This window comes from Kitasatospora sp. NPDC036934, from assembly GCF_055608425.1.
The window spans coordinates 252,229-269,419 of record NZ_JBVJQR010000013.1; the positions used below are offsets into that span (position 1 = coordinate 252,229).

Genomic DNA, 17,191 nt, shown 5'->3' on the forward strand with positions numbered 1-17,191 from the left:
CATGAGCTGGTCGGTCGGACAGGTCTCCGGATTCGCCGGAGTCACGGTGCGGACCCTGCATCACTACGACCGGTCCGGGCTGCTGTCGCCCAGCGAACGCAGCCTGGCCGGCTACCGCCGCTACAACGCGGAGGACCTCGCCAGGCTCCAGCAGATCCTCTTCTACCGGGAACTCGGCTTCCCGCTCGAGGAGATCGCCACCATCCTGGCTGATCCACTCGCCAACGCGCTGGACCACCTGCAGGCCCGGCGCGACGCGCTCACCGAGCAGATCGCGCGGCTGCAGAGACTGGTTGATGTCGCGGAGCGGGCGATCGAGGTCCAGCGTACCGGGATCGAACTCACCCCGGAGGAGCGGTTCGAGGTCTTCGGCGACGTCCTCTTCGACCTCAGCTACGCCGCCGACGCCCACCTCAAGTGGGGCGACGGGGAAGGCCATCAGGAGGCCCTGGCCCGCGCCGCCACCCACACCAAGGAGGACTGGCGACGCCTGATGGCGGAGGCCGCCGACTGGCGCGGGCGCCTGCTCGCCGCCTTCGACCAGGACCTGCCCGTCGACCATCAGCAGGTGCTGGAGCTCGCGGAGGAGCACCGCCAGCACATCATCCGCTGGTTCACACCCTGCCCTCCCGAGACGCACTGCCGGATCGCCGACGACTACGAGGCGGACGCCAGGGCCTTCGCGCTCGTCGTGCCGTCGGCCGAGCAGCGCCCGGGCCTGGCCGGCTACCTCCGGAGCGCCATCGGCGCCAACGCGGAGCAGCAGGCCGGGGCGGGCCGCCCGGAGGTGACCCGGTGAGGATCCTGGTCACGGCGGCGGGCTCCTACGGCGACGTCGCCCCCTATACCGGCCTCGGGGTTCGGCTCCGGAGCGAAGGGCACGAGGTCGCCCTCGCCGCGCCGGAGACCTTCCGCGACCTGGTGAGCGGCAGCGGCCTAGAGTTCCGTTCGCTGCCGGTCGACCCGCGGGGCGGGGCGACCGCGGGGGAGCAGGAGGGCCGATCCTCGCTCTTGGCGCGGGCCGCCGCCTTCGTGGAGGGGCTCGGTGACGGGCTCGCCGATGCGGCCGTTCCCGGGGCAGACCTGCTGCTGCTCGCCACGACGACGGCACCGCTCGGCTGGCACCTGGCCGAGGCGATGGAGGTGCCGAGTCTCGGGGTCTACCTCCAACCCACACTGCCGACAGGGGAGTTCCCGCCGGTGGTCGGCCCCGGCCGGCCGCTCGGCCGCTGGGGCAACCGGGCGACGGGTGCGTTCGGCCAGCGGGTGGTGGACCGGCTGCACGCGGGGGCGGCGCGGCGACTGCGGACGCGGCTGGGGCTGCCCGCCTGCTCCCAGACGGCGCGCCGACGGGCGGTGGAACGGGCGAACTGGCCGGTCCTGCACGGGTTCAGCCCGACGCTCGTCCCGCGCCCGGCCGACTGGCGGGAGGGGCTGACGGTGGTCGGCAACTGGTGGCCGCACGTTGCGGCTGACCAGCGGCTCCCGGCAGAGGTCGAGGACTTCCTGCAGGCCGGGCCGCCGCCGGTGTTCATCGGCTTCGGCAGCATGGCTGGCGGCCATGGCGAGCGGCTCAGCGGCCTCGCCGTCGAGGCGCTGAGGCGCGCGGGTGTGCGGGGCGTGCTGCAGTCCGGTTGGGCGGGGCTCGGCGCGAACGGGGACGACGTGCTGACCGTCGGCGAACTGCCGCACTCCCTACTGTTCCCGCGGACGGCGGCCGTCGTCCACCATGCGGGTGCCGGTACGGCGGCCGCGGCGCTGCGCGCGGGGGTGCCGAGCGTCCCGGTCCCGGTGACGGCTGATCAACCGTTCTGGGCCGGACGGCTCACCCGGCTCGGAGCGGCCACCGGACCGATACCGTTCGCCGACCTGACCGCAGCCGGGCTGGGCGAGGCCATTCGGCAGGCCGTCGAGGACCGGTCGTACCGGGACCGGGCGGAGGCGACGGCCGGCCGGATGGCGGGGGAGGACGGTGCGGCGCAGGTCGCGGAGGCGGTGGCGGAGCTGCCGTTGCGGCGGTGCTCGGGCCTGTGGTCCGCCTGACGGTGGCTGACGTGGCGATGGCCGAGGTGCGGACGCGGGCCTCCGGCCCGGGCGCGGGCGATGCGATGGGTCAGTGAGGCGAGGTGGCCGGACTGTGGGGAGGAAGCTGCCAGACGGCCTTGGATCGGAGCAACGTTGGCCCTCTGCTTGACGTGAACGAGGGAATGGACGAGGCGATGGAAGGAGGCGGCGGGGCCGGTGAGGTGGTCATGTGGTCAGGTGGTGACGTAGGAGTCAGGGTGCCCGGGCGATCAGCAGGGGTTGGAAGAAGCCGGTGGCGGCGGGCTGTTGCCAGGTGGTCTCGGTGAGACCTGCCACAGTGGCGAAGGTGCCCAACTGGGCCTGGGTGAGGGCCCAGTAGCTGGTGCGGCGGACCGCGACCCGCCACTGGCCGGTGTCGGCGGGCAGCAGCTGGAAGAGTTCGAGGTCGTAGCGCTCGCCGTCCTCGTGCCACTGCCAGAGCTGGAAGTGGACCGAGCGCCGGCCGTCCCGTTCGGTGGTCCGTGGTGGGGTGGAGGCCGGGCGGGTCCGGCGCAGTTCGTCGTACGGGCGGGTGGAGAGCAGCAGCAGGCCGCCCGGGCGCAGGACCCGGCGCAGCTCGGTCAGGGCGGTGTGGACGTCCTCGGCCGTGAGCAGGTGGGGCAGGGCGTTGTCCGCGCACACCACGACGTCGAACCGTCCGTCCGGGAAGGGGAGTGCGCGCATGTCGGCGGCCGCCGTGGGCAGTCGGAGCCCGCGGGCGGCGGCCTCGGCGGTGGCCCGGGTGACGGCGACCGGGCTGAGGTCGGTGCCGGTGACCCGGTGGCCGAGCGCGGCCAGGCCGATCGCCTGGGTGCCGATGCCGCAGGCGCAGTCCAGCACCTCGGCGGGGCCCTCGCCGAGGTGTGCACGGATCAGGGCGTCCAAGGCGGCGCCCTGGAGGGCGAGCGACGCGTCCCAATCGGCGTAGAGCAGGTGGTAGTCCTCAGCGAAGTCGTCGTAGAAGCGGCCGAGGGCGGACGCGGGCCTTGGGGTCATGGTGTCGGGGTCATGGTGTCGGGGTCTCCACGGGCGGTGGTTGGGTGGAGTAGCGGGCGTAGTAGGCGTTGAAGTGGGCGAGGTGGAAGGTGGTGCCCTGGTGGCCGAGTTCCATCGGCGGTGGGTCTGACACCAGCAGCCGGACCCGGTCGGGTCCGTCGGTCCGTACCTCCAGCCGGTGGGTGTTGTGGAACTCGGCGTACTCCTCGGCCCGTTCCACGGTCCAGAGTCCGCCGTGCTGCTCGAAGCCGGGTTCCGGGCGGGACAGGGCGCGCAGCAGGGCGGGGCTGTAGACGCCACGGACCCGGAAGTTCTCCAGGAAGCGGACCTTGGTGACGAGCGTGACGTAGCGGCGGCCGTTGCCCCGGTGGCGTCCTACCACCACCACGTCGTCGAACGGGTGCCAGCGCGGCGGGGCGATCCACAGTTTGGCGCCCGGGCCGAAGTGCTTGAGGCCCCGGCGGATCTCCAGCCCGCCCTCGCCGTGCGCCGTCTCCCGGGCGACGTTGGCGACGACTCCGTGGCCGAGCGGCTCGCCGGTCTGTTCGTCCGTCATGGCGGCTATCCTCGCCCAGACGTACCGGCACGGAGCACCAGTTTTCCGTGCCGCGGTTTCGGAACCGGGGGAGGGGGCGGTCCGTGGAACGGATGCCGGACGAGGACCGGTTGGACGGACTGCGCCCGCTGCTGGAGGGGGGCGGTCCTCGGCTACGAGCCGGAAGGCTCCTGGCCCGGAAGCGAAAGCGGAAGCGGCAACAGCAACGGCAGCAGAAACGGGCAGGGCTTGGCTGACCGCTGTTGGGTGCTGCACACGCTGCGGGTGGACGGACGGCGGGCTCGCTCGGCCGAGGCGCTGGCCGGTTCGGGGCTGCGCCTCGCCGACTGGCCGTTCACCCTGTCGCACCTGGTGTTCGACGGGCCGGGGGCGCTCGCGGGCGAGGTCGAGCAGCCGCGGATCGGGGAGCCGGACCGCGCCTGCCTCGCCCGGTTGGTGGAGGTGCTGGCCCGGCACAGCACCGACGGTCCGGCCACGGACTGCCGGTTCGCCTCGGCCGCGGTCGAGGACCTGCTGCGACCGGTGACGGCCCGCCGGGGCCGGCTGGACCAGGCGGTGGCCCACCATGACGCCTGGCCGGAGGGTGGTCGGTTCCCCGCGCACTGGTGGCCGGCGGACCGCTCCTGGTTCGTCCTCACCGACTGCGACCTCAGCGCGACCGAGGTCTTCGGCCCGCCCGCCCTGATCGCCGACCTGCTCGCCGATGCCGAACTGGAGGCCGTCCGCCACCCGGCCATCGCCGCGGTGGCGGACGGCGCGGCCCGGTGGCCGGGGTGATCGAGCTGCCGGAGGGGTCCTGGTGGGACTGGGACGTGTACTCCTGGCGTCCGGGCGAGCTGCGGCTGGCCGCCGGGTACGACCTCGGCTACCACCACGGCCTGGAGCTGGTCCTCACCGACCCGGTGTACGTCCGCTGCCCGGCGTCCTTCCAGGACCCGGTGTTCCGCGAGCCGACCCCCGAGGAGCGTCGGTTGGTCGGGCGGCAGTGCGGCGAACAGCCGGGCGTGCTGCTCGCCTTCGAGGCGGATGGCGGCGGAGCGGAGCCGGTGAGCGGGCTGATCGCCGCCGGCGGCGTGGAGGTGCGGCCCGGGATGGTGCTGCGGCACCGCAGCGGCCCCGAATACGATGGCAGGGCGGCGCCGGGGCCGCGATGATGCAACGATGCGCACCTTCGAAGAGTTGATCGCCGAGGCCGAGTCCGTCTCCGTGGACGGCTGGGACTTCTCCTGGCTCGACGGCCGGGCCACCGAGGAACGCCCCTCCTGGGGCTACCAGCGGCTGCTGGCCGGGCGGCTGGGCACGGCGACGGCGGCCCTGGACATCCAGACCGGCGGCGGCGAGGTGCTGGCCGGCGCCCTGCGGCAGGGTGGCCGCCCGCCCGTGCTGGCGGCCACCGAGTCCTGGCCGCCGAACCTGGCCCAGGCCACCCGGTTGCTCCACCCGCTGGGCGCGGTGGTGGTCTCCGACCCGGACGAGCCGCCGCTGCCGTTCGCGGACGAGGCCTTCGACCTGGTCAGCAGCCGGCACCCGGTGAAGGCCTGGTGGGCGGAGATCGCCCGGGTGTTGCGGCCCGGCGGCGCGTACTTCGCCCAGCACGTGGGCCCCGCCTCGGTCTTCGAGCTGGTCGAGTACTTCCTGGGGCCGCAGCCGGAGGCCCGCGAGGGCCGCCGCCCCGAGGTGGAGAGCGCGGAGGCCCGGGCGGCCGGGCTGGAGGTCGTGGACCTGCGTTCCGAGCGGCTGCGGATGGAGTTCCGCGACATCGGTGCGGTGGTGTACTTCCTGCGGAAGGTGATCTGGATGGTCCCCGGCTTCACCGTGGAGGCCCACCTGGACCGGCTGCACGAGCTGGACGCCCTGATCCGGGCCGAGGGGCCGTTCGTCGCGCATTCGGCGCGCTTCCTGATCGATGCGCGCAAGCCGTAGCAAGCCGTGGCGGGCGGGGCCAGCAAGCCGTAGCAAGCCGTCGTGGGCCGGGCCTGCAGGCGGTGGCAGGCCGGGCAGGCCGGGCAGGCCGGGCGGGCCGGGGAGCCCGCCCGGCCCCGGGCTCAGGCCTGGGTGACCAGGTCCAGGTAGGCGTCGTGCCAGAGGTCCTCGTCGCCGTCCGGCAGGAGCAGCACGCGGTCCGGGCGCAGGGCCTCGATGGCGTCCGGGTCGTGGGTGACCATCACGATCGCGCCCGGGTAGGTGCCCACCGCGGCCAGTACCTCCGCCCGGGACGCCGGATCGAGGTTGTTGGTCGGCTCGTCGAGCAGCAGCACGTTGGCGCCGGAGTGGACCAGGCCGGCCAGCGCCAGCCGGGTCTTCTCGCCGCCGGACAGCACGCCGGCCGGCTTGTCGGCGTCGTCGCCGCGGAACAGGAACGCGCCGAGGACGGTCCGCAGCTCGCCGTCGGTCAGGTCGGGCGCGGCCGCGGCGAGGTTGTCCCGGAGGCTGAGTGCCGGGTCCAGGGTGTCGTGCTCCTGGGCGAAGTAGCCGATCCGCAGGCCGGTGCCGGGGACGACCCGGCCGGAGTCCGGTCGCTCGTGGCCGGCCAGGACGCGCAGCAGGGTGGTCTTGCCGGCGCCGTTGAGGCCGAGCACGACCAGCCGGGCGCCCCGGTCGACGGCGAGGTCCAGATCGGTCAGCACGGTCCGGTCGCCGTAGGCCTTGGCGAGGCTGACCGCGCCGAGCGGCATCCGGCCGCAGGGCGCGGGCTCGGGCAGCCGGATCCGGGCGGTGCGCTCGGCCTGCCGGACGGGTTCGAGTTCGGCGAGCATCCGATCGGCGCGGCGGGCCATGCTGCGGGCGGTGGTCGCGGTGGCCACGTTGGACCGCATCCGGTCGGCCTGGGCGTGCAGCGCGGCGGCCTTGCGTTCGGCGTTGGCCCGTTCCCGGGTGCGGCGGCGTTCGTCGGCCGCGCGCTGGTCCAGGTAGGCCTGCCAGCCAGTGTTGTGGACGTCGATCGCGGCGCGCTGCGGGTCCAGGTGGAAGACCCGGTTGACGGTCTCCGCCAGCAGGCCGAGGTCGTGGCTGACCAGCACCAGCCCGCCCTGGTGGGCGACGAGGAAGCCGCGCAGCCACGCGACCGAGTCGGTGTCCAGGTGGTTGGTGGGCTCGTCCAGCAGCAGGGTGCCGTGGTCGGCGAACAGGATGCGGGCCAGCTCGACCCGGCGCCGCTGACCGCCGGAGAGCGTGCCGACGGCGGAGTCCATCACCCGGGCGGGCAGTCCGAGCCCGGCCGCGACCCGGGCGGCCTCGGCCTCGGCCGCGTAACCGCCGCTGGCCTGGAACTCGGCGTCGGCGCGCGCGTAGGCGGCCATCGCCCGGCGTTCCCCGGCGGGCGAGCCGGCCAGCGCCATGGCCTGCTCGGCCGCGCGCAGCGCGCGTACGGAGGCGTCCATGCCGCGGGCGGACAGGATGCGGTCGGTGACGGTGACGGTCGGGTCGGCGGCGCGGGAGTCCTGCGGGAGGTAGCCGACCGGCCCGGTCCGGGTGACGGTGCCGGCGGCGGGCGGCAGCTGCCCGGCGAGGGTGGCGAGCAGGGTGGTCTTGCCGGCGCCGTTGCGGCCGACCAGGCCGATCCGGTCGCCGGGGGCGATGTGCAGGGTGACGTCGGACAGCAGCAGGCGGGCGCCGACGCGCAGGTCGACACCACGGGTGGTGATCATGGGATAACGCTCCGAAACGACTAACGGACACACGGGTGGCGTGGAGGCGGGTCCGTCAGCTAGGAGATTCGGGGCGTAGACATGTCGGCCAGGCTAGCGACCGGTCGGAACGGGCGCATCCGAATAACGGATGCGCCCGGATGCGCGCGGACGTGCTCGGGGGCGTACCCGGAGATACCAGGACGTGCCCGGACGTGCCTGGACGTACCCGTGCGCGACCCGGGGTAGGGCACGTACGGGTACGTCCGCGACGGCCGTCAGCCGCGCAGTACCGCGGCCACCACCGAGGGGTGGAAAAGGCGGGTCGGCGGCGCCACCAGGGACAGCACCTCGTGGAAGGCCGCCGTGACCTCGGGGTTGTGGGTGGCGCCCTGCAGCACCTTGTCCAGGTAGCGGTGCTGCAGCCGGACCAGGGCGCCGGAGGGGCCACCGGTGGTGGCGCTGAAGCGGACGTCCTCGGCGCTGGACATCATCCACGCCGTCTTGGACACCGTCGCGACCTCCCGCCGGGCGTCGCGGGCCGTGGCGTGTCCGACGCCGCCGTGCCGCGCGGCGGTGCGGCGCAGCACCTGGGCGCAGAACAACGAGACGGTCACGCCCTGGCCGTACACCGGGTTGAAGGTGCTCGCCGCGTCGCCGACCGCCACCAGGCCGTCCGGGGCGCTGCGCTCGTAGTGCCGCCGCACGCCCGGACCGGGGACGAAGCCGCGTACCTCGCCCGCCGGTTCGGCCTCCCGCAGCATCTCCTGGAGGGCCGGGTCGCGCAGTTGCGACAGGTGCTTGGTGAAGCCCTCGGTGCCGGGCTCGGGTTCGGCACCGCGCATCCCGGCCAGGCTGACGATCCAGCGGTCGCCCTCCACCGGCAGCAGGACGCCCATCCGCGGCTTGTCCGGGGCCTTGGTCTGGAGGTAGATCGCCTGGTAGCCGAGGTCGACGCCGGGCGGGCGGTGGAACAGCCGGGAGGTGTAGGCGACGCCGGCGTCCACCCGCTCCTCGGGCACCGCGGGGCAGCCCAGTTCGGCGAGCCACTTGGGTACGGAGGTCGAGCGGCCGGAGGCGTCGATCACCAACTCGGCCGGGATGTCCCGGACTTCGCCGCGCTCAGAGCTGCGCTCGGACCCACGCTCGGACCCACGCTCAGAGCTGCGCTCGGACCCACGCCCAGACCCACGCTCCGAGTCGCGCCCCGAGCCCCGCTCGCGGACCTTCACCCCGGTCACCGCCCGTCCCGAGCCGAGCAGCCCGACCACGTCGGTGCCCTCCAGGAACTCGATCGACGGCTCGGTGCGGACCCGGTCCAGCACCAGCTTGTCCAGCACCGGCCGGGTGCAGGAGAGGAAGGACACCCGGGCCGGGTAGTCGACCATCCACCCGGCCGAGCTGAGCCACTTGAGGTCACCCGAGGTGGACACCCGGCGCGCCCCCGCGGCCGTCAACTCCTGGTTGATGCCGGGCATCAGCTCCTCCAGCGCCCGGTGGCCCGCCTCCAGCACCAGGTGCGCGTGCCGCCCCTGCGGCACCCCGGGCCGGAACGCCGGCTCGTCCGGGTAGCGGTCCCGCTCCACCACGACGATCCGCTCGGCGAAGCCCCGCAGGGCCCAGGCCGCCACCACGCCGGCCAGCCCGCCGCCGATCACCACCGCCGTGCCCCGCCCGGGGGCCGTCTCCGAAGAAGTCATGCGACGTAGCGTAGTGGTGGCGGCGCCGGTCCGTAATCGGTCCTGCTGGACGAACCCGCAGCAGGGGATCGCCAGTTGACGCCGCCTCGGGTCCCGCGCCGAGCCGCAGGGGGCGCCAGGGGGGCGGCAGGGGGCGCAGCGGGCGGCAGCGGTCGAGCCGCCGGAGGCCGCCGCGAGCCCCGGTGTGAAGGGTCGGTCGTGTGGGTACTAAAATCGGCCGGGTCGCGTCGGCGTCCCCGGCGCGGGGACCGAGGAGGTGAGAGCCGTGGAGTGCAGTAGTACGGGCCGAAGTCGGCCCCGCCCCCGGTTGTCCCGCAGGATTCGCGGCCCCCGGCACTCCTCCTCCGGTACGGCTCCCGCGCAGCTCTGATCCCGCCGTCGGGCGGGGTGCTGCCGGTCGCGCCGTGCGGGTGGCGGCCGGCCGGGCGCCACCGGCTCGCCGTGCCGTGTGCGGCGCGGGCCGGGCACCCATCGTGGAGGTTCCCCGCCATGTCCGACTGGCGTGTGCGCGCCGTGCGCGCGAGCAAGCGTCCGTTCTCCCGTCCGGCGGCCCCGCGGCGGCCCGTCGACCCCCGGTCGGCGCCCGAGCATTCGATGGACCCGAGGCCCGACCAGGCCGTCGAGCCGGTGGCGCTGGAGCGTTCCGTGGTCGACGCGGCGGTGTACCGGGACGGTCGCCGGACCGCCGCGCCGGCCGACCTCGCCGACATCTACCGCGAACTGCCGGAGCAGCCGGGCGCGATGGCCTGGATCGGGCTGTTCCGCCCGGCCGAGGCGCAGCTGCTGGAGGCCGCGGACCGGTTCAACCTGCACGAACTGGCCGTCGAGGACGCCATCGTGGCCCACCAGCGGCCGAAGCTGGAGCGCTACGGCGACACCCTGTTCGTGGTGCTGCGCGCCGCGCGCTACCTGGACGAGGCGGAGGAGGTGGACTTCGGCGAGATCCACCTGTTCGTCGGGCCCGACTTCGTCATCACCGTCCGGCACTCGCAGGCCCCGGACCTGTCCGCGGTGCGCCGGCGCCTGGAGGGCGACCCGGAGCTGCTGGCGCTCGGCCCGGAGGCCGTGCTGTACGCGGTGCTGGACGCCGTGGTGGACGGCTACGCGCCGGTCATCGCCGGGCTGCAGCACGACATCGACGAGATCGAGACCGAGGTCTTCGGCGGGGACCCTCAGGTCTCCCGCCGGATCTACGAGCTGTCCCGCGAGGTGATCGAACTGCAGCGGGCGACCCGGCCGCTGCTGGAGATCATGCGCAGCCTGGAGGCGGGCTTCGGCAAGTACGGCACCGACGACGAGCTCCAGCGCAACCTGCGGGACGTCGCCGACCACGCCACGTACGCGGCCGAGCGGGTCGACGGCTTCCGGCAGATGCTGCAGAACATCCTCACGGTCAACGCCACCCTGGTCGCGCAGCGGCAGAACGAGGAGATGAAGCAGCTCGCCGAGGCGGGCCACGCGCAGAACGACGAGATCAAGAAGATCTCCTCCTGGGCGGCCATCCTGTTCGCGCCGACCCTGATCGGCACGGTCTACGGGATGAACTTCGAGATCATGCCGGAGCTCAAGTGGGCGTTCGGTTATCCGTTCGCGATCGGTCTGATGGCGCTGGTCTGTACCGGGTTGTACCTGGCCTTCAAGCGCCGCAACTGGCTCTGACCCCTCCCCGACGGCCCCCGAGGGCTCGCGACGACCCCCCCGACGACCCCCCCCCGACGGGCCCCGGCGACCTCCGCGCTAAGGAAGCGTCAAGGACCCCGCCGGGCGGCGTCAAGGAGGCGTCAGGAAGCGTCTCATCGCTGGTGGCGCGGCACTAGCGTCGCGCGGCGGAGAGAAACGGTTCTGTGTTCGGTTCCCACCGGGGACCCAGGCGGACCGTGTCACGGGGGAAGGGACGTGCGGTCATGACCACCTCGACAGCGGGCAGGGAGACCACCTCGGAGGAGGAGGCCGAAGGCGGGGACGACGGTCCCGGGCCTGCCGGACCGGGCGTTCCGCCCGGCGCCCTGGCCCGGTTCGGCCGGGGCCTGCGGACGGTCGGCAGCCGCTCCTACTGGACCACCCCGCGCCTGGTCCGCGGCCTCACCGCGCTGAGCCTGGCCACGTTGATCGGCCTCGGTGCCACCGCCACCGCGGTGCTCGGCGGCGCCCGCGACGGCACCGACACCATCGGCCACCAGGCCGCACCGCAGGCCACCCGTGCCGCCGACCTCTACTTCGCGCTCAGCGACATGGACGCCCAGGCCGCCAACCTGCTGCTGGTCGGCGACGACCAGGACTACGCCACGCTGCGCAAGCAGACCCTGGACACCTACGAGCAGCGCCGCAACCAGGCCGACGACGACCTCCAGCAGGCCGCGCAGTCCGCCGGCGACGACCCGGCCGGGCAGCGCGCCGTCCAGCTGGTGCTCGGCCGGCTCGGCAGCTACGAGGCACTGGTGGCCCGCGCCCAGCTGCTGGAGGAGCAGGCCAAGGCCCCGGCCGGCCAGCCCTCGCCCGCCGCCCTGGACGCCTACCGGCAGGCCTCCGACCTGCTGCGCAGCCAGCTGCTGCCGGCCGCCGACCAGGTCACCGCCGCCAACGAGGCCACCGTCGACCACGTCTACGCCCAGCAGCGCGACGCCCTGGGCAGCGGCTGGTGGTGGCTGTTCGCTGTCGGTCTGCTGGCCCTCGCGGCGCTGCTCGGGCTCCAGCGCGCGCTGGCCGTGCGCTACCGCCGGGTGATCAACCCGGCGGTAGCGGCCGTCACCCTGCTGACCGGCGTGGTGCTGGTGACCGGGCTGACCCTGGTCGGCCGCACCGAGGACCACCTGGTGACCGCCAAGAGCAACGCCTACGACTCGGTGATAGCGCTCAGCCGGGCCCGCGCCGTCGCTTACGACATGAACGCCGACGAGAGCCGCTACCTGATCGACCCGGGCCGCGCGGCCGTCTGGGAGCAGGCCTACCTGGAGCAGAGCCAGGCGATCGCCCACCTCGACGGCGCGACCCTGTCGAGCTACCGCACCCAGCTGCAGGGTGAGGCCGACCGGCACCGCGCGGACCGCTCGGTCGTGCCCTTCGGCGGCTTCCTCGGCAGCGAGCTGAACAACATCACCTTCCCCGGCGAACAGGAGGCCGCCGAGCGGGTCCTGGGCGCCTTCGAGGAGTACCAGGTGATCGACCACCGGATGCGCGACCTGCGCGCCGCGGGGGCGCTCAAGGACGCGATCACGCTCAACACCGGGCTGGCCAAGGGCCAGTCCAACTACCAGTTCGAGCAGTTGAGCACCGCCATGGGGGACACCATCACGGTCAACCAGAAGGCGATGGACTCGGCGCTCGCGGCGACCGACGGCGACCTCGACGGCACCACGGCGGTGCTGGGCGGGGCCGTCCTGGTGGCGGCGCTGGGCCTGACCGCGCTGGGGGTGCGGCCCCGGCTGCGGGAGTACCGCTAGCGCGGAGCAGGGCCCGGGCAGGCCGCTGACCGGCCTGGCGGCGGGCCGGGGGAGTACTCGGCTGGGCGGCCGGGGAATACCAGGCGGGGCGGCCGGGGGAGTGCCGGGACCGTGACTGGAAGAGCGGAATCCGGGAAGCCGGAGACGGGGGCCCGGTGGCGATCGGCGGATCGCCACCGGGCCCTGCCGTGCGCCTCCCCGGCGGGAGGGCCCGGGACGAGCCGTCACCGGTGTGCCGGATTGACAAACACCCTTGCCGTCCCGGCAAATAGCAGGCATGGCCGACGAAGAGTTCGAGAACGTCCTCACCACGGTGGGCCCCCGGCTGCGGGCCCTGCGCCGCGAGCGTGGCACCACGCTCGCCAAACTGGCCGCCGCGACGGGCATTTCACTCAGCACGCTGTCCCGGCTGGAGTCCGGGCAGCGCAAGCCCACCCTGGAACTGCTGCTGCCGCTGGCCCGGGAGTACCGGGTGCCGCTGGACGAGCTCGTCGGCGCCCCGGCCACCGGCGACCCGCGGATCCACCCGCGCCCGGTGACCAGGAACGGTCAGACCATCGTGCCGCTCACCCGCCACCTGGGCGGTCTGCACGCGTACAAGCACATCGTGCCGCCCGGCCGGAACAGCGGGCCCGAACTGGAGTTGAAGGTCCACGAGGGCTACGAGTGGCTGTACGTGCTGTCCGGCCGGCTGCGCCTGGTGCTCGGCCCGCACGACCTGGAGCTGACGGCCGGTGAGGCCGCCGAGTTCGACACCCGGACCCCGCACGCCTTCGGCAACGCCGGTCCGCAGCCGGTGGAGTTCCTCAGCCTGTTCGGCCCGCAGGGCGAGCGGATCCACATCAGGGCGCGCCCGGGAACCTCTGTTCGGTAGGTTCGTTCCCGACAGGGGGTCTCCGCTTCGGGCTCCCACCAGGCCATCGGGAGGGGCCGATCACATGAGTGTGCAGCAGAGCACGGAGTCCGGCGAGAGCGACGGAACCGGGGAAGGGCCGACGGCCGGACCGGAGGCGGCGGCGGGGGCCGGGGCGGCCGCGAAGCCGGCGCGCAAGAAGCGCCCGTTCTGGCAGGAGCTGCCGATCCTGCTGGTGATCGCCCTGCTGCTCTCGCTCGGCATCAAGACCTTCTTCGTGCAGGCCTTCTCGATCCCCTCCGGTTCGATGGAGAAGACCCTGCAGATCGGCGACCGGGTGCTGGTCGACAAGCTCACCCCGTGGTTCGGCGCCGAGCCGGAGCGCGGCGAGGTGGTGGTCTTCCACGATCCGGGCGGCTGGCTGGAGGGCGGTCCGACGACCAGCTCCGGCGGCTTCATGAACACCGTCCAGAAGGCGCTGAGCACTGTCGGCCTGATGCCCTCGGCGGACGAGAAGGACCTGATCAAGCGGGTGATCGCGGTCGGCGGGGACACCGTCGAGTGCAACGCGGGCAGCCCGGTGAAGGTCAACGGCGTGGCGCTGGACGAGCCGTACGTGTTCCCCGGGGCGGCGCCCTGCGACAACGACCCGGTGGGCACCGTCACCGTGCCGAAGGGCAAGCTCTGGGTGATGGGCGACCACCGCAACAACTCCCGGGACTCCCGCCCGCACCACCTGCTCACCGGGGACGGCTTCGTACCGGTGGACGACGTGGTCGGCCGGGCCTTCGTGGTGGCCTGGCCGATCTCCGACTGGTCGACCCTGCCCGTCCCGGACACCTTCGACAAGGTGCCCTCCAGGGCTGCGGGCACCCCGCTGGAGACGCCCCCGGCACCGGCGGCGCTCGCCTTCGCGGGGGTCGTGCCGATCGCGCTGTGGCGGCGCCGTCGCTCGCGGCGCGCGGCGGGCTGAGCCGGACGGCTTCGCCGGAACTCCGGCGGCCGTGTTCTACACAGCTGTAGAGTTCCGGCGACGGGCCGTGGCGCCGGGCGCGGCCGTGCCGGTCGGTCCGGGTATTCGGCCCGTACGGTCGGTCCGTGTGGTCGGGGCAGGAGGCGGAGCCGTGGTTGACAGTCCGGGCGGCCCGTCGGTGGATCCGGCTGACTGCGAGGTCCGGTGGGTGTACCAGCCGGTCGAGGTCGACCTCGGTGACGGCGCCTGGGCGCCCGGCCGGATCAGCGGCTGGTGGCAGGACCCGGTCGGGCGGAGCTGGTGCCGACTGCGGCTCTGCCGCGGCGGACTGGCCGCCGGCTGGCGGCCGTTCGACCCCGAGCGGGTACGGCTGCTACCGACCTCCGGGTTGTGAAGAGAGTGTCAGAACTTCTTGGCGGAACCGTTCGAGGGCCCCTGTCGTCCCTGGGAGCGAACGCCGACGAGGCCACTCTTCAGCAACCGGGGACGACGTGAGTTCCGAGATCAACTTCAGCAACAACTACCGCGACATGTGCGAACAGCACGGCACCGGGGCGGGCTTCCAGTTCGAGTTCTCCTGCTACCGCTGCTCCGACACCTGGCGCTCGCCGTTCGAGCGGTTCACCACGGGGCAGGTGGCCGGCTGGATAGGCAAGGGCGTCAGCGCGGCCTGGAACCTGATCGGCGGCAACGCCAACACCATCAGCAACGCGGCGGACGGCCTGGCCGGCCAGACCTGGGGCACCGCGCGGGACGCCGCCTTCCAGCGCGCGATCGACAACGCCCGGCCGCACTTCAGCCGTTGTGCCCGGTGCACCCACTACGTCTGCGGCCGCTGCTTCAACCCGGAGCAGGGCCTGTGCTTCGGCTGCGCCCCGGACACCGCGGCCGAGGCGGTGGCGGCGCAGCGGCGCGGCCTCAACGACATGGTGACGGACCGGGCCTACCAGTTCGGCCGGCAGTCCGGTGCGGAGTACGACGTCCGCACGCCGCGCCAACTGGTCTGCCCGCAGTGCCGGACGGAGACCCACGGCACGCCGTTCTGCCCCGGCTGCGGCTTCAAGCTGGCTCAGCCCGTCCAGTGCGGTCAGTGCCACCAGGACGTGCCGGAGGGGGCCGCGTTCTGCCCGTCCTGCGGGGCGAGGCGCTGAGCGGCCGGTAGTCGGTGGCCACTTCCCGGTAGCCGTTTGCGGCAACGGGCGGGGCGCCCGCGGACGAAGTGTCCGCGGGCGCCCCGCCCGTTCTTCCGTTCCCCTGGTGGCCGGTCAGCCGTACGACACGTTGGCGCACGGGTCGTCGTCCGCCGAGCGGGCGGTGCCGCTGACGCTGGTCGGCAGCGGCGCCGGGGTGCTCGGGGCGCCGGGGGCCGCGGTGGCGCCGGAGGCCGGGGCGGCGGCGAAGTCCCGGCCGACGACCACGCTCAGGCCCTTGCCGCCGGGCTCGACGGTCGCCCCTGGGAAGAGCTTGGCGAGCGCCTCGGCGGCGGTGCGCTCACCGGTGCCGTACTCGACCACGGTGGTGCTGCGGGCCTTTCCGGCCGCGTTGCCGATGGTGGTGACGGTGTAGCCGGCGCCCTTGACGGCCTCGGCCGCCTTGCTGCCCACACCGCCCTCGCCGGTGCCGTTGAGCACGGCGACCTTGACGTCGTTCCTGGCGGCCGCGGTGGGGGAGGGCGTGGCCTCGGCGGCGGGCGGAGAACTGGGCGCGGCGGAGTCGGTGGCGGCCGGGCTCGGGGCGCTGGCGTCCTGGCCGTCGATGGTGCGGTCGGCCTTGAGCGCGGCCCAGAGCTGGTCCACGTCGGGGTGCACCAGGGCGACCCGGGGGCCCTCGTAACGCCAGGGCGCGGTCAGGAACTTGACGTCGTGCAGGTTGACGTCCTTGACCGACATGGCGAAGGACATCAGTTTGGCGGCCGAGCCGAGGTCGGGGTCGACGGTCAGCGACTTGGTCGCGGCGTCGGCGAGCGGCAGCAGGGCGGTCGGGTCCATGCCGCGGGACTTGACCTCCTTGATGAGGGAGGACAGGAAGGCCTGCTGGCGCTTGGTGCGGCCGATGTCGGAGCCGTCGCCGATGCCGTGCCGGACCCGGACGTAGTCCAGCGCGGACTGGCCCTCGACCTTCTGCTTGCCCTTGGCGAAGACCAGCTTGCCCTTGTGGCCGAGGTTGGGGTTGAGGTCCCCCTCGTAGACGTTGTTCGGCAGGCAGACCTCGACGCCGCCGACCGCCGAGGTCATCGAGGCGAAGCCGCTGAAGTCCACCACGATGGTGTGGTCGACGCGCAGGTTGGTGAGCTTCTCCACGGCGTTCTGGGTGCAGGCCGGGTTGCCCTGGTTGGTGTTGCCGACCGAGAAGGCGCTGTTGAACATCACATTCGTCTGCTCCCTGGTCCACTTGCCGTTGGGGAGCTTGCACGGCGGGATGTTGACCAGGGAGTCGCGGGGGATCGAGATCCCGACGGCGTGCTTGTGGTCGGCGTAGATGTGCAGCAGGATCGCGGTGTCCGAGCGGGCGCCGTCGTCCCCGCCACCGCCCAGGTCGCTGTTGCCGTTGCCACGGCTGTCCGAGCCGATCAGCAGCACGTTCACCGGGGTGCGCCCCTGGGCGTCCGGTGCGGCCGCCTCGGGGCGGTCCTTGCTGAGGGCACCGCCGTCGAAGGTGGTGATGTTGGCGTTCAGCCGGTAGTAGACGGCGCCGCCGGCGAGCACCAGCAGGGCGGTGCAACCCGCCGTCACCCAGAGCACCTTCTGCTTGGTGCTGCGCTTGGGCTTCGGCTTGGCCCGGCCGGTCGGCCGGTCGCCCGATATGTCCTTGTCCGAACGGCCCTTGTCCGCACCAGATCCGCGGTTCGCCGCTCGGCGTCCACCGGCTCGGCGCGACGAATCCTCGGTCTCGGTGGAACCCCTGCGACCCGACACGGCGTCATCCTCCACAGTTGCCACGGAACCCCCGTCGGAGCGGTGGCTTGCGTGGTCCTGGGTTGGAT

General features: G+C 73.5%; 16 protein-coding genes. 11 read left to right on the top strand and 5 right to left on the bottom strand.

What is annotated here, in order from left to right:
- The first annotated feature begins 1 nt into the window (after window position 1).
- Together ACZ7BZ_RS21880 and ACZ7BZ_RS21885 are read left to right on the top strand one after the other, a co-directional pair.
- Window positions 2–799, top strand: a complete 798-nt coding sequence (locus ACZ7BZ_RS21880; protein ID WP_470359723.1) for a MerR family transcriptional regulator — start codon at window positions 2–4, stop codon at window positions 797–799.
- Window positions 796–2,043 (top strand): glycosyltransferase, encoded by a 1,248-nt coding sequence (locus ACZ7BZ_RS21885; RefSeq protein WP_470359724.1) that lies wholly within the window; start codon window positions 796–798, stop codon window positions 2,041–2,043. Before ACZ7BZ_RS21880 ends, ACZ7BZ_RS21885 begins: the two co-directional genes overlap by 4 nt.
- Before the next feature lie 234 nt (window positions 2,044–2,277).
- Here ACZ7BZ_RS21885 and ACZ7BZ_RS21890 read toward each other — a convergent pair whose 3' ends face one another.
- Together ACZ7BZ_RS21890 and ACZ7BZ_RS21895 are read right to left on the bottom strand one after the other, a co-directional pair.
- The gene (locus ACZ7BZ_RS21890; protein ID WP_470359725.1) at window positions 2,278–3,060 is read right to left on the bottom strand and encodes a class I SAM-dependent methyltransferase; all 783 of its coding nucleotides are present in this window, start codon (window positions 3,058–3,060) and stop codon (window positions 2,278–2,280) included.
- A 10-nt stretch (window positions 3,061–3,070) separates the two neighbouring features.
- The gene (locus ACZ7BZ_RS21895) at window positions 3,071–3,616 is read right to left on the bottom strand and encodes a hypothetical protein (RefSeq protein WP_470359726.1); all 546 of its coding nucleotides are present in this window, start codon (window positions 3,614–3,616) and stop codon (window positions 3,071–3,073) included.
- A gap of 228 nt (window positions 3,617–3,844) precedes the next feature.
- On the opposite strand from ACZ7BZ_RS21895, the gene ACZ7BZ_RS21900 reads away from it, so the two are divergent.
- Genes ACZ7BZ_RS21900 through ACZ7BZ_RS21910 form a run of 3 tightly spaced genes read left to right on the top strand, consistent with a single transcriptional unit; the run spans window position 3,845 to window position 5,539 of the window.
- Window positions 3,845–4,393, top strand: coding sequence for a hypothetical protein (locus ACZ7BZ_RS21900; RefSeq protein WP_470359727.1), 549 nt, complete (start codon window positions 3,845–3,847; stop codon window positions 4,391–4,393).
- Complete coding sequence (locus ACZ7BZ_RS21905) at window positions 4,390–4,770, top strand: hypothetical protein (RefSeq protein ID WP_470359728.1); 381 nt, start codon at window positions 4,390–4,392, stop codon at window positions 4,768–4,770. Before ACZ7BZ_RS21900 ends, ACZ7BZ_RS21905 begins: the two co-directional genes overlap by 4 nt.
- 7 nt (window positions 4,771–4,777) lie before the next feature.
- Window positions 4,778–5,539: a class I SAM-dependent methyltransferase gene (locus tag ACZ7BZ_RS21910; RefSeq protein WP_470359729.1), complete on the top strand. Its 762-nt coding sequence runs from the start codon at window positions 4,778–4,780 to the stop codon at window positions 5,537–5,539.
- A gap of 122 nt (window positions 5,540–5,661) precedes the next feature.
- On the opposite strand, the gene ACZ7BZ_RS21915 is transcribed toward ACZ7BZ_RS21910, so the two are convergent.
- Together ACZ7BZ_RS21915 and ACZ7BZ_RS21920 are read right to left on the bottom strand one after the other, a co-directional pair.
- Complete coding sequence (locus ACZ7BZ_RS21915; protein ID WP_470359730.1) at window positions 5,662–7,263, bottom strand: ABC-F family ATP-binding cassette domain-containing protein; 1,602 nt, start codon at window positions 7,261–7,263, stop codon at window positions 5,662–5,664.
- Window positions 7,264–7,520: 257 nt separating this feature from the next.
- The gene (locus ACZ7BZ_RS21920) at window positions 7,521–8,942 is read right to left on the bottom strand and encodes an NAD(P)/FAD-dependent oxidoreductase (protein ID WP_470359731.1); all 1,422 of its coding nucleotides are present in this window, start codon (window positions 8,940–8,942) and stop codon (window positions 7,521–7,523) included.
- A gap of 489 nt (window positions 8,943–9,431) precedes the next feature.
- Here ACZ7BZ_RS21920 and ACZ7BZ_RS21925 point away from each other — a divergent pair, with 489 nt between their 5' ends.
- The 6 genes from ACZ7BZ_RS21925 (at window position 9,432) to ACZ7BZ_RS21950 (ending at window position 15,359) form a co-directional block, all read left to right on the top strand.
- Complete coding sequence (locus ACZ7BZ_RS21925) at window positions 9,432–10,601, top strand: magnesium and cobalt transport protein CorA (RefSeq protein WP_470359732.1); 1,170 nt, start codon at window positions 9,432–9,434, stop codon at window positions 10,599–10,601.
- 245 nt (window positions 10,602–10,846) lie between these two features.
- Window positions 10,847–12,382 carry a hypothetical protein gene (locus ACZ7BZ_RS21930; RefSeq protein WP_470359733.1) on the top strand — a complete coding sequence of 512 codons (1,536 nt, stop codon included), beginning with the start codon at window positions 10,847–10,849 and terminating at the stop codon, window positions 12,380–12,382.
- A 277-nt stretch (window positions 12,383–12,659) separates the two neighbouring features.
- Entirely contained in the window at window positions 12,660–13,256 is a 597-nt protein-coding gene (locus ACZ7BZ_RS21935) for a helix-turn-helix domain-containing protein (protein ID WP_380463949.1), read from the top strand.
- Between the two features lie 64 nt (window positions 13,257–13,320).
- Window positions 13,321–14,208, top strand: a complete 888-nt coding sequence (lepB, locus tag ACZ7BZ_RS21940; RefSeq protein ID WP_470359734.1) for a signal peptidase I — start codon at window positions 13,321–13,323, stop codon at window positions 14,206–14,208.
- 151 nt (window positions 14,209–14,359) lie between these two features.
- A complete protein-coding gene (locus tag ACZ7BZ_RS21945; protein WP_470359735.1) occupies window positions 14,360–14,602 on the top strand; it encodes a hypothetical protein in 243 nt (80 codons plus the stop codon).
- Between the two features lie 97 nt (window positions 14,603–14,699).
- Window positions 14,700–15,359: a double zinc ribbon domain-containing protein gene (locus ACZ7BZ_RS21950; protein ID WP_470359736.1), complete on the top strand. Its 660-nt coding sequence runs from the start codon at window positions 14,700–14,702 to the stop codon at window positions 15,357–15,359.
- A gap of 114 nt (window positions 15,360–15,473) precedes the next feature.
- Here ACZ7BZ_RS21950 and ACZ7BZ_RS21955 read toward each other — a convergent pair whose 3' ends face one another.
- Window positions 15,474–17,123, bottom strand: a complete 1,650-nt coding sequence (locus ACZ7BZ_RS21955; protein ID WP_470359737.1) for an LCP family protein — start codon at window positions 17,121–17,123, stop codon at window positions 15,474–15,476.
- Window positions 17,124–17,191: the final 68 nt, after the last annotated feature.

Bases quoted from the DNA above. Each gene is read 5' to 3' on its own strand.
- ACZ7BZ_RS21920 (WP_470359731.1), bottom strand. From the start codon at position 8,942: ATGACTTCTTCGGAGACGGCCCCCGGGCGGGGCACGGCGGTGGTGATC.
- ACZ7BZ_RS21930 (WP_470359733.1), top strand. From the start codon at position 10,847: ATGACCACCTCGACAGCGGGCAGGGAGACCACCTCGGAGGAGGAGGCC.
- ACZ7BZ_RS21890 (WP_470359725.1), bottom strand. From the start codon at position 3,060: ATGACCCCAAGGCCCGCGTCCGCCCTCGGCCGCTTCTACGACGACTTC.
- ACZ7BZ_RS21935 (WP_380463949.1), top strand. From the start codon at position 12,660: ATGGCCGACGAAGAGTTCGAGAACGTCCTCACCACGGTGGGCCCCCGG.
- ACZ7BZ_RS21915 (WP_470359730.1), bottom strand. From the start codon at position 7,263: ATGATCACCACCCGTGGTGTCGACCTGCGCGTCGGCGCCCGCCTGCTG.
- lepB (WP_470359734.1), top strand. From the start codon at position 13,321: ATGAGTGTGCAGCAGAGCACGGAGTCCGGCGAGAGCGACGGAACCGGG.
- ACZ7BZ_RS21910 (WP_470359729.1), top strand. From the start codon at position 4,778: ATGCGCACCTTCGAAGAGTTGATCGCCGAGGCCGAGTCCGTCTCCGTG.
- ACZ7BZ_RS21880 (WP_470359723.1), top strand. From the start codon at position 2: ATGAGCTGGTCGGTCGGACAGGTCTCCGGATTCGCCGGAGTCACGGTG.
- ACZ7BZ_RS21925 (WP_470359732.1), top strand. From the start codon at position 9,432: ATGTCCGACTGGCGTGTGCGCGCCGTGCGCGCGAGCAAGCGTCCGTTC.
- ACZ7BZ_RS21895 (WP_470359726.1), bottom strand. From the start codon at position 3,616: ATGACGGACGAACAGACCGGCGAGCCGCTCGGCCACGGAGTCGTCGCC.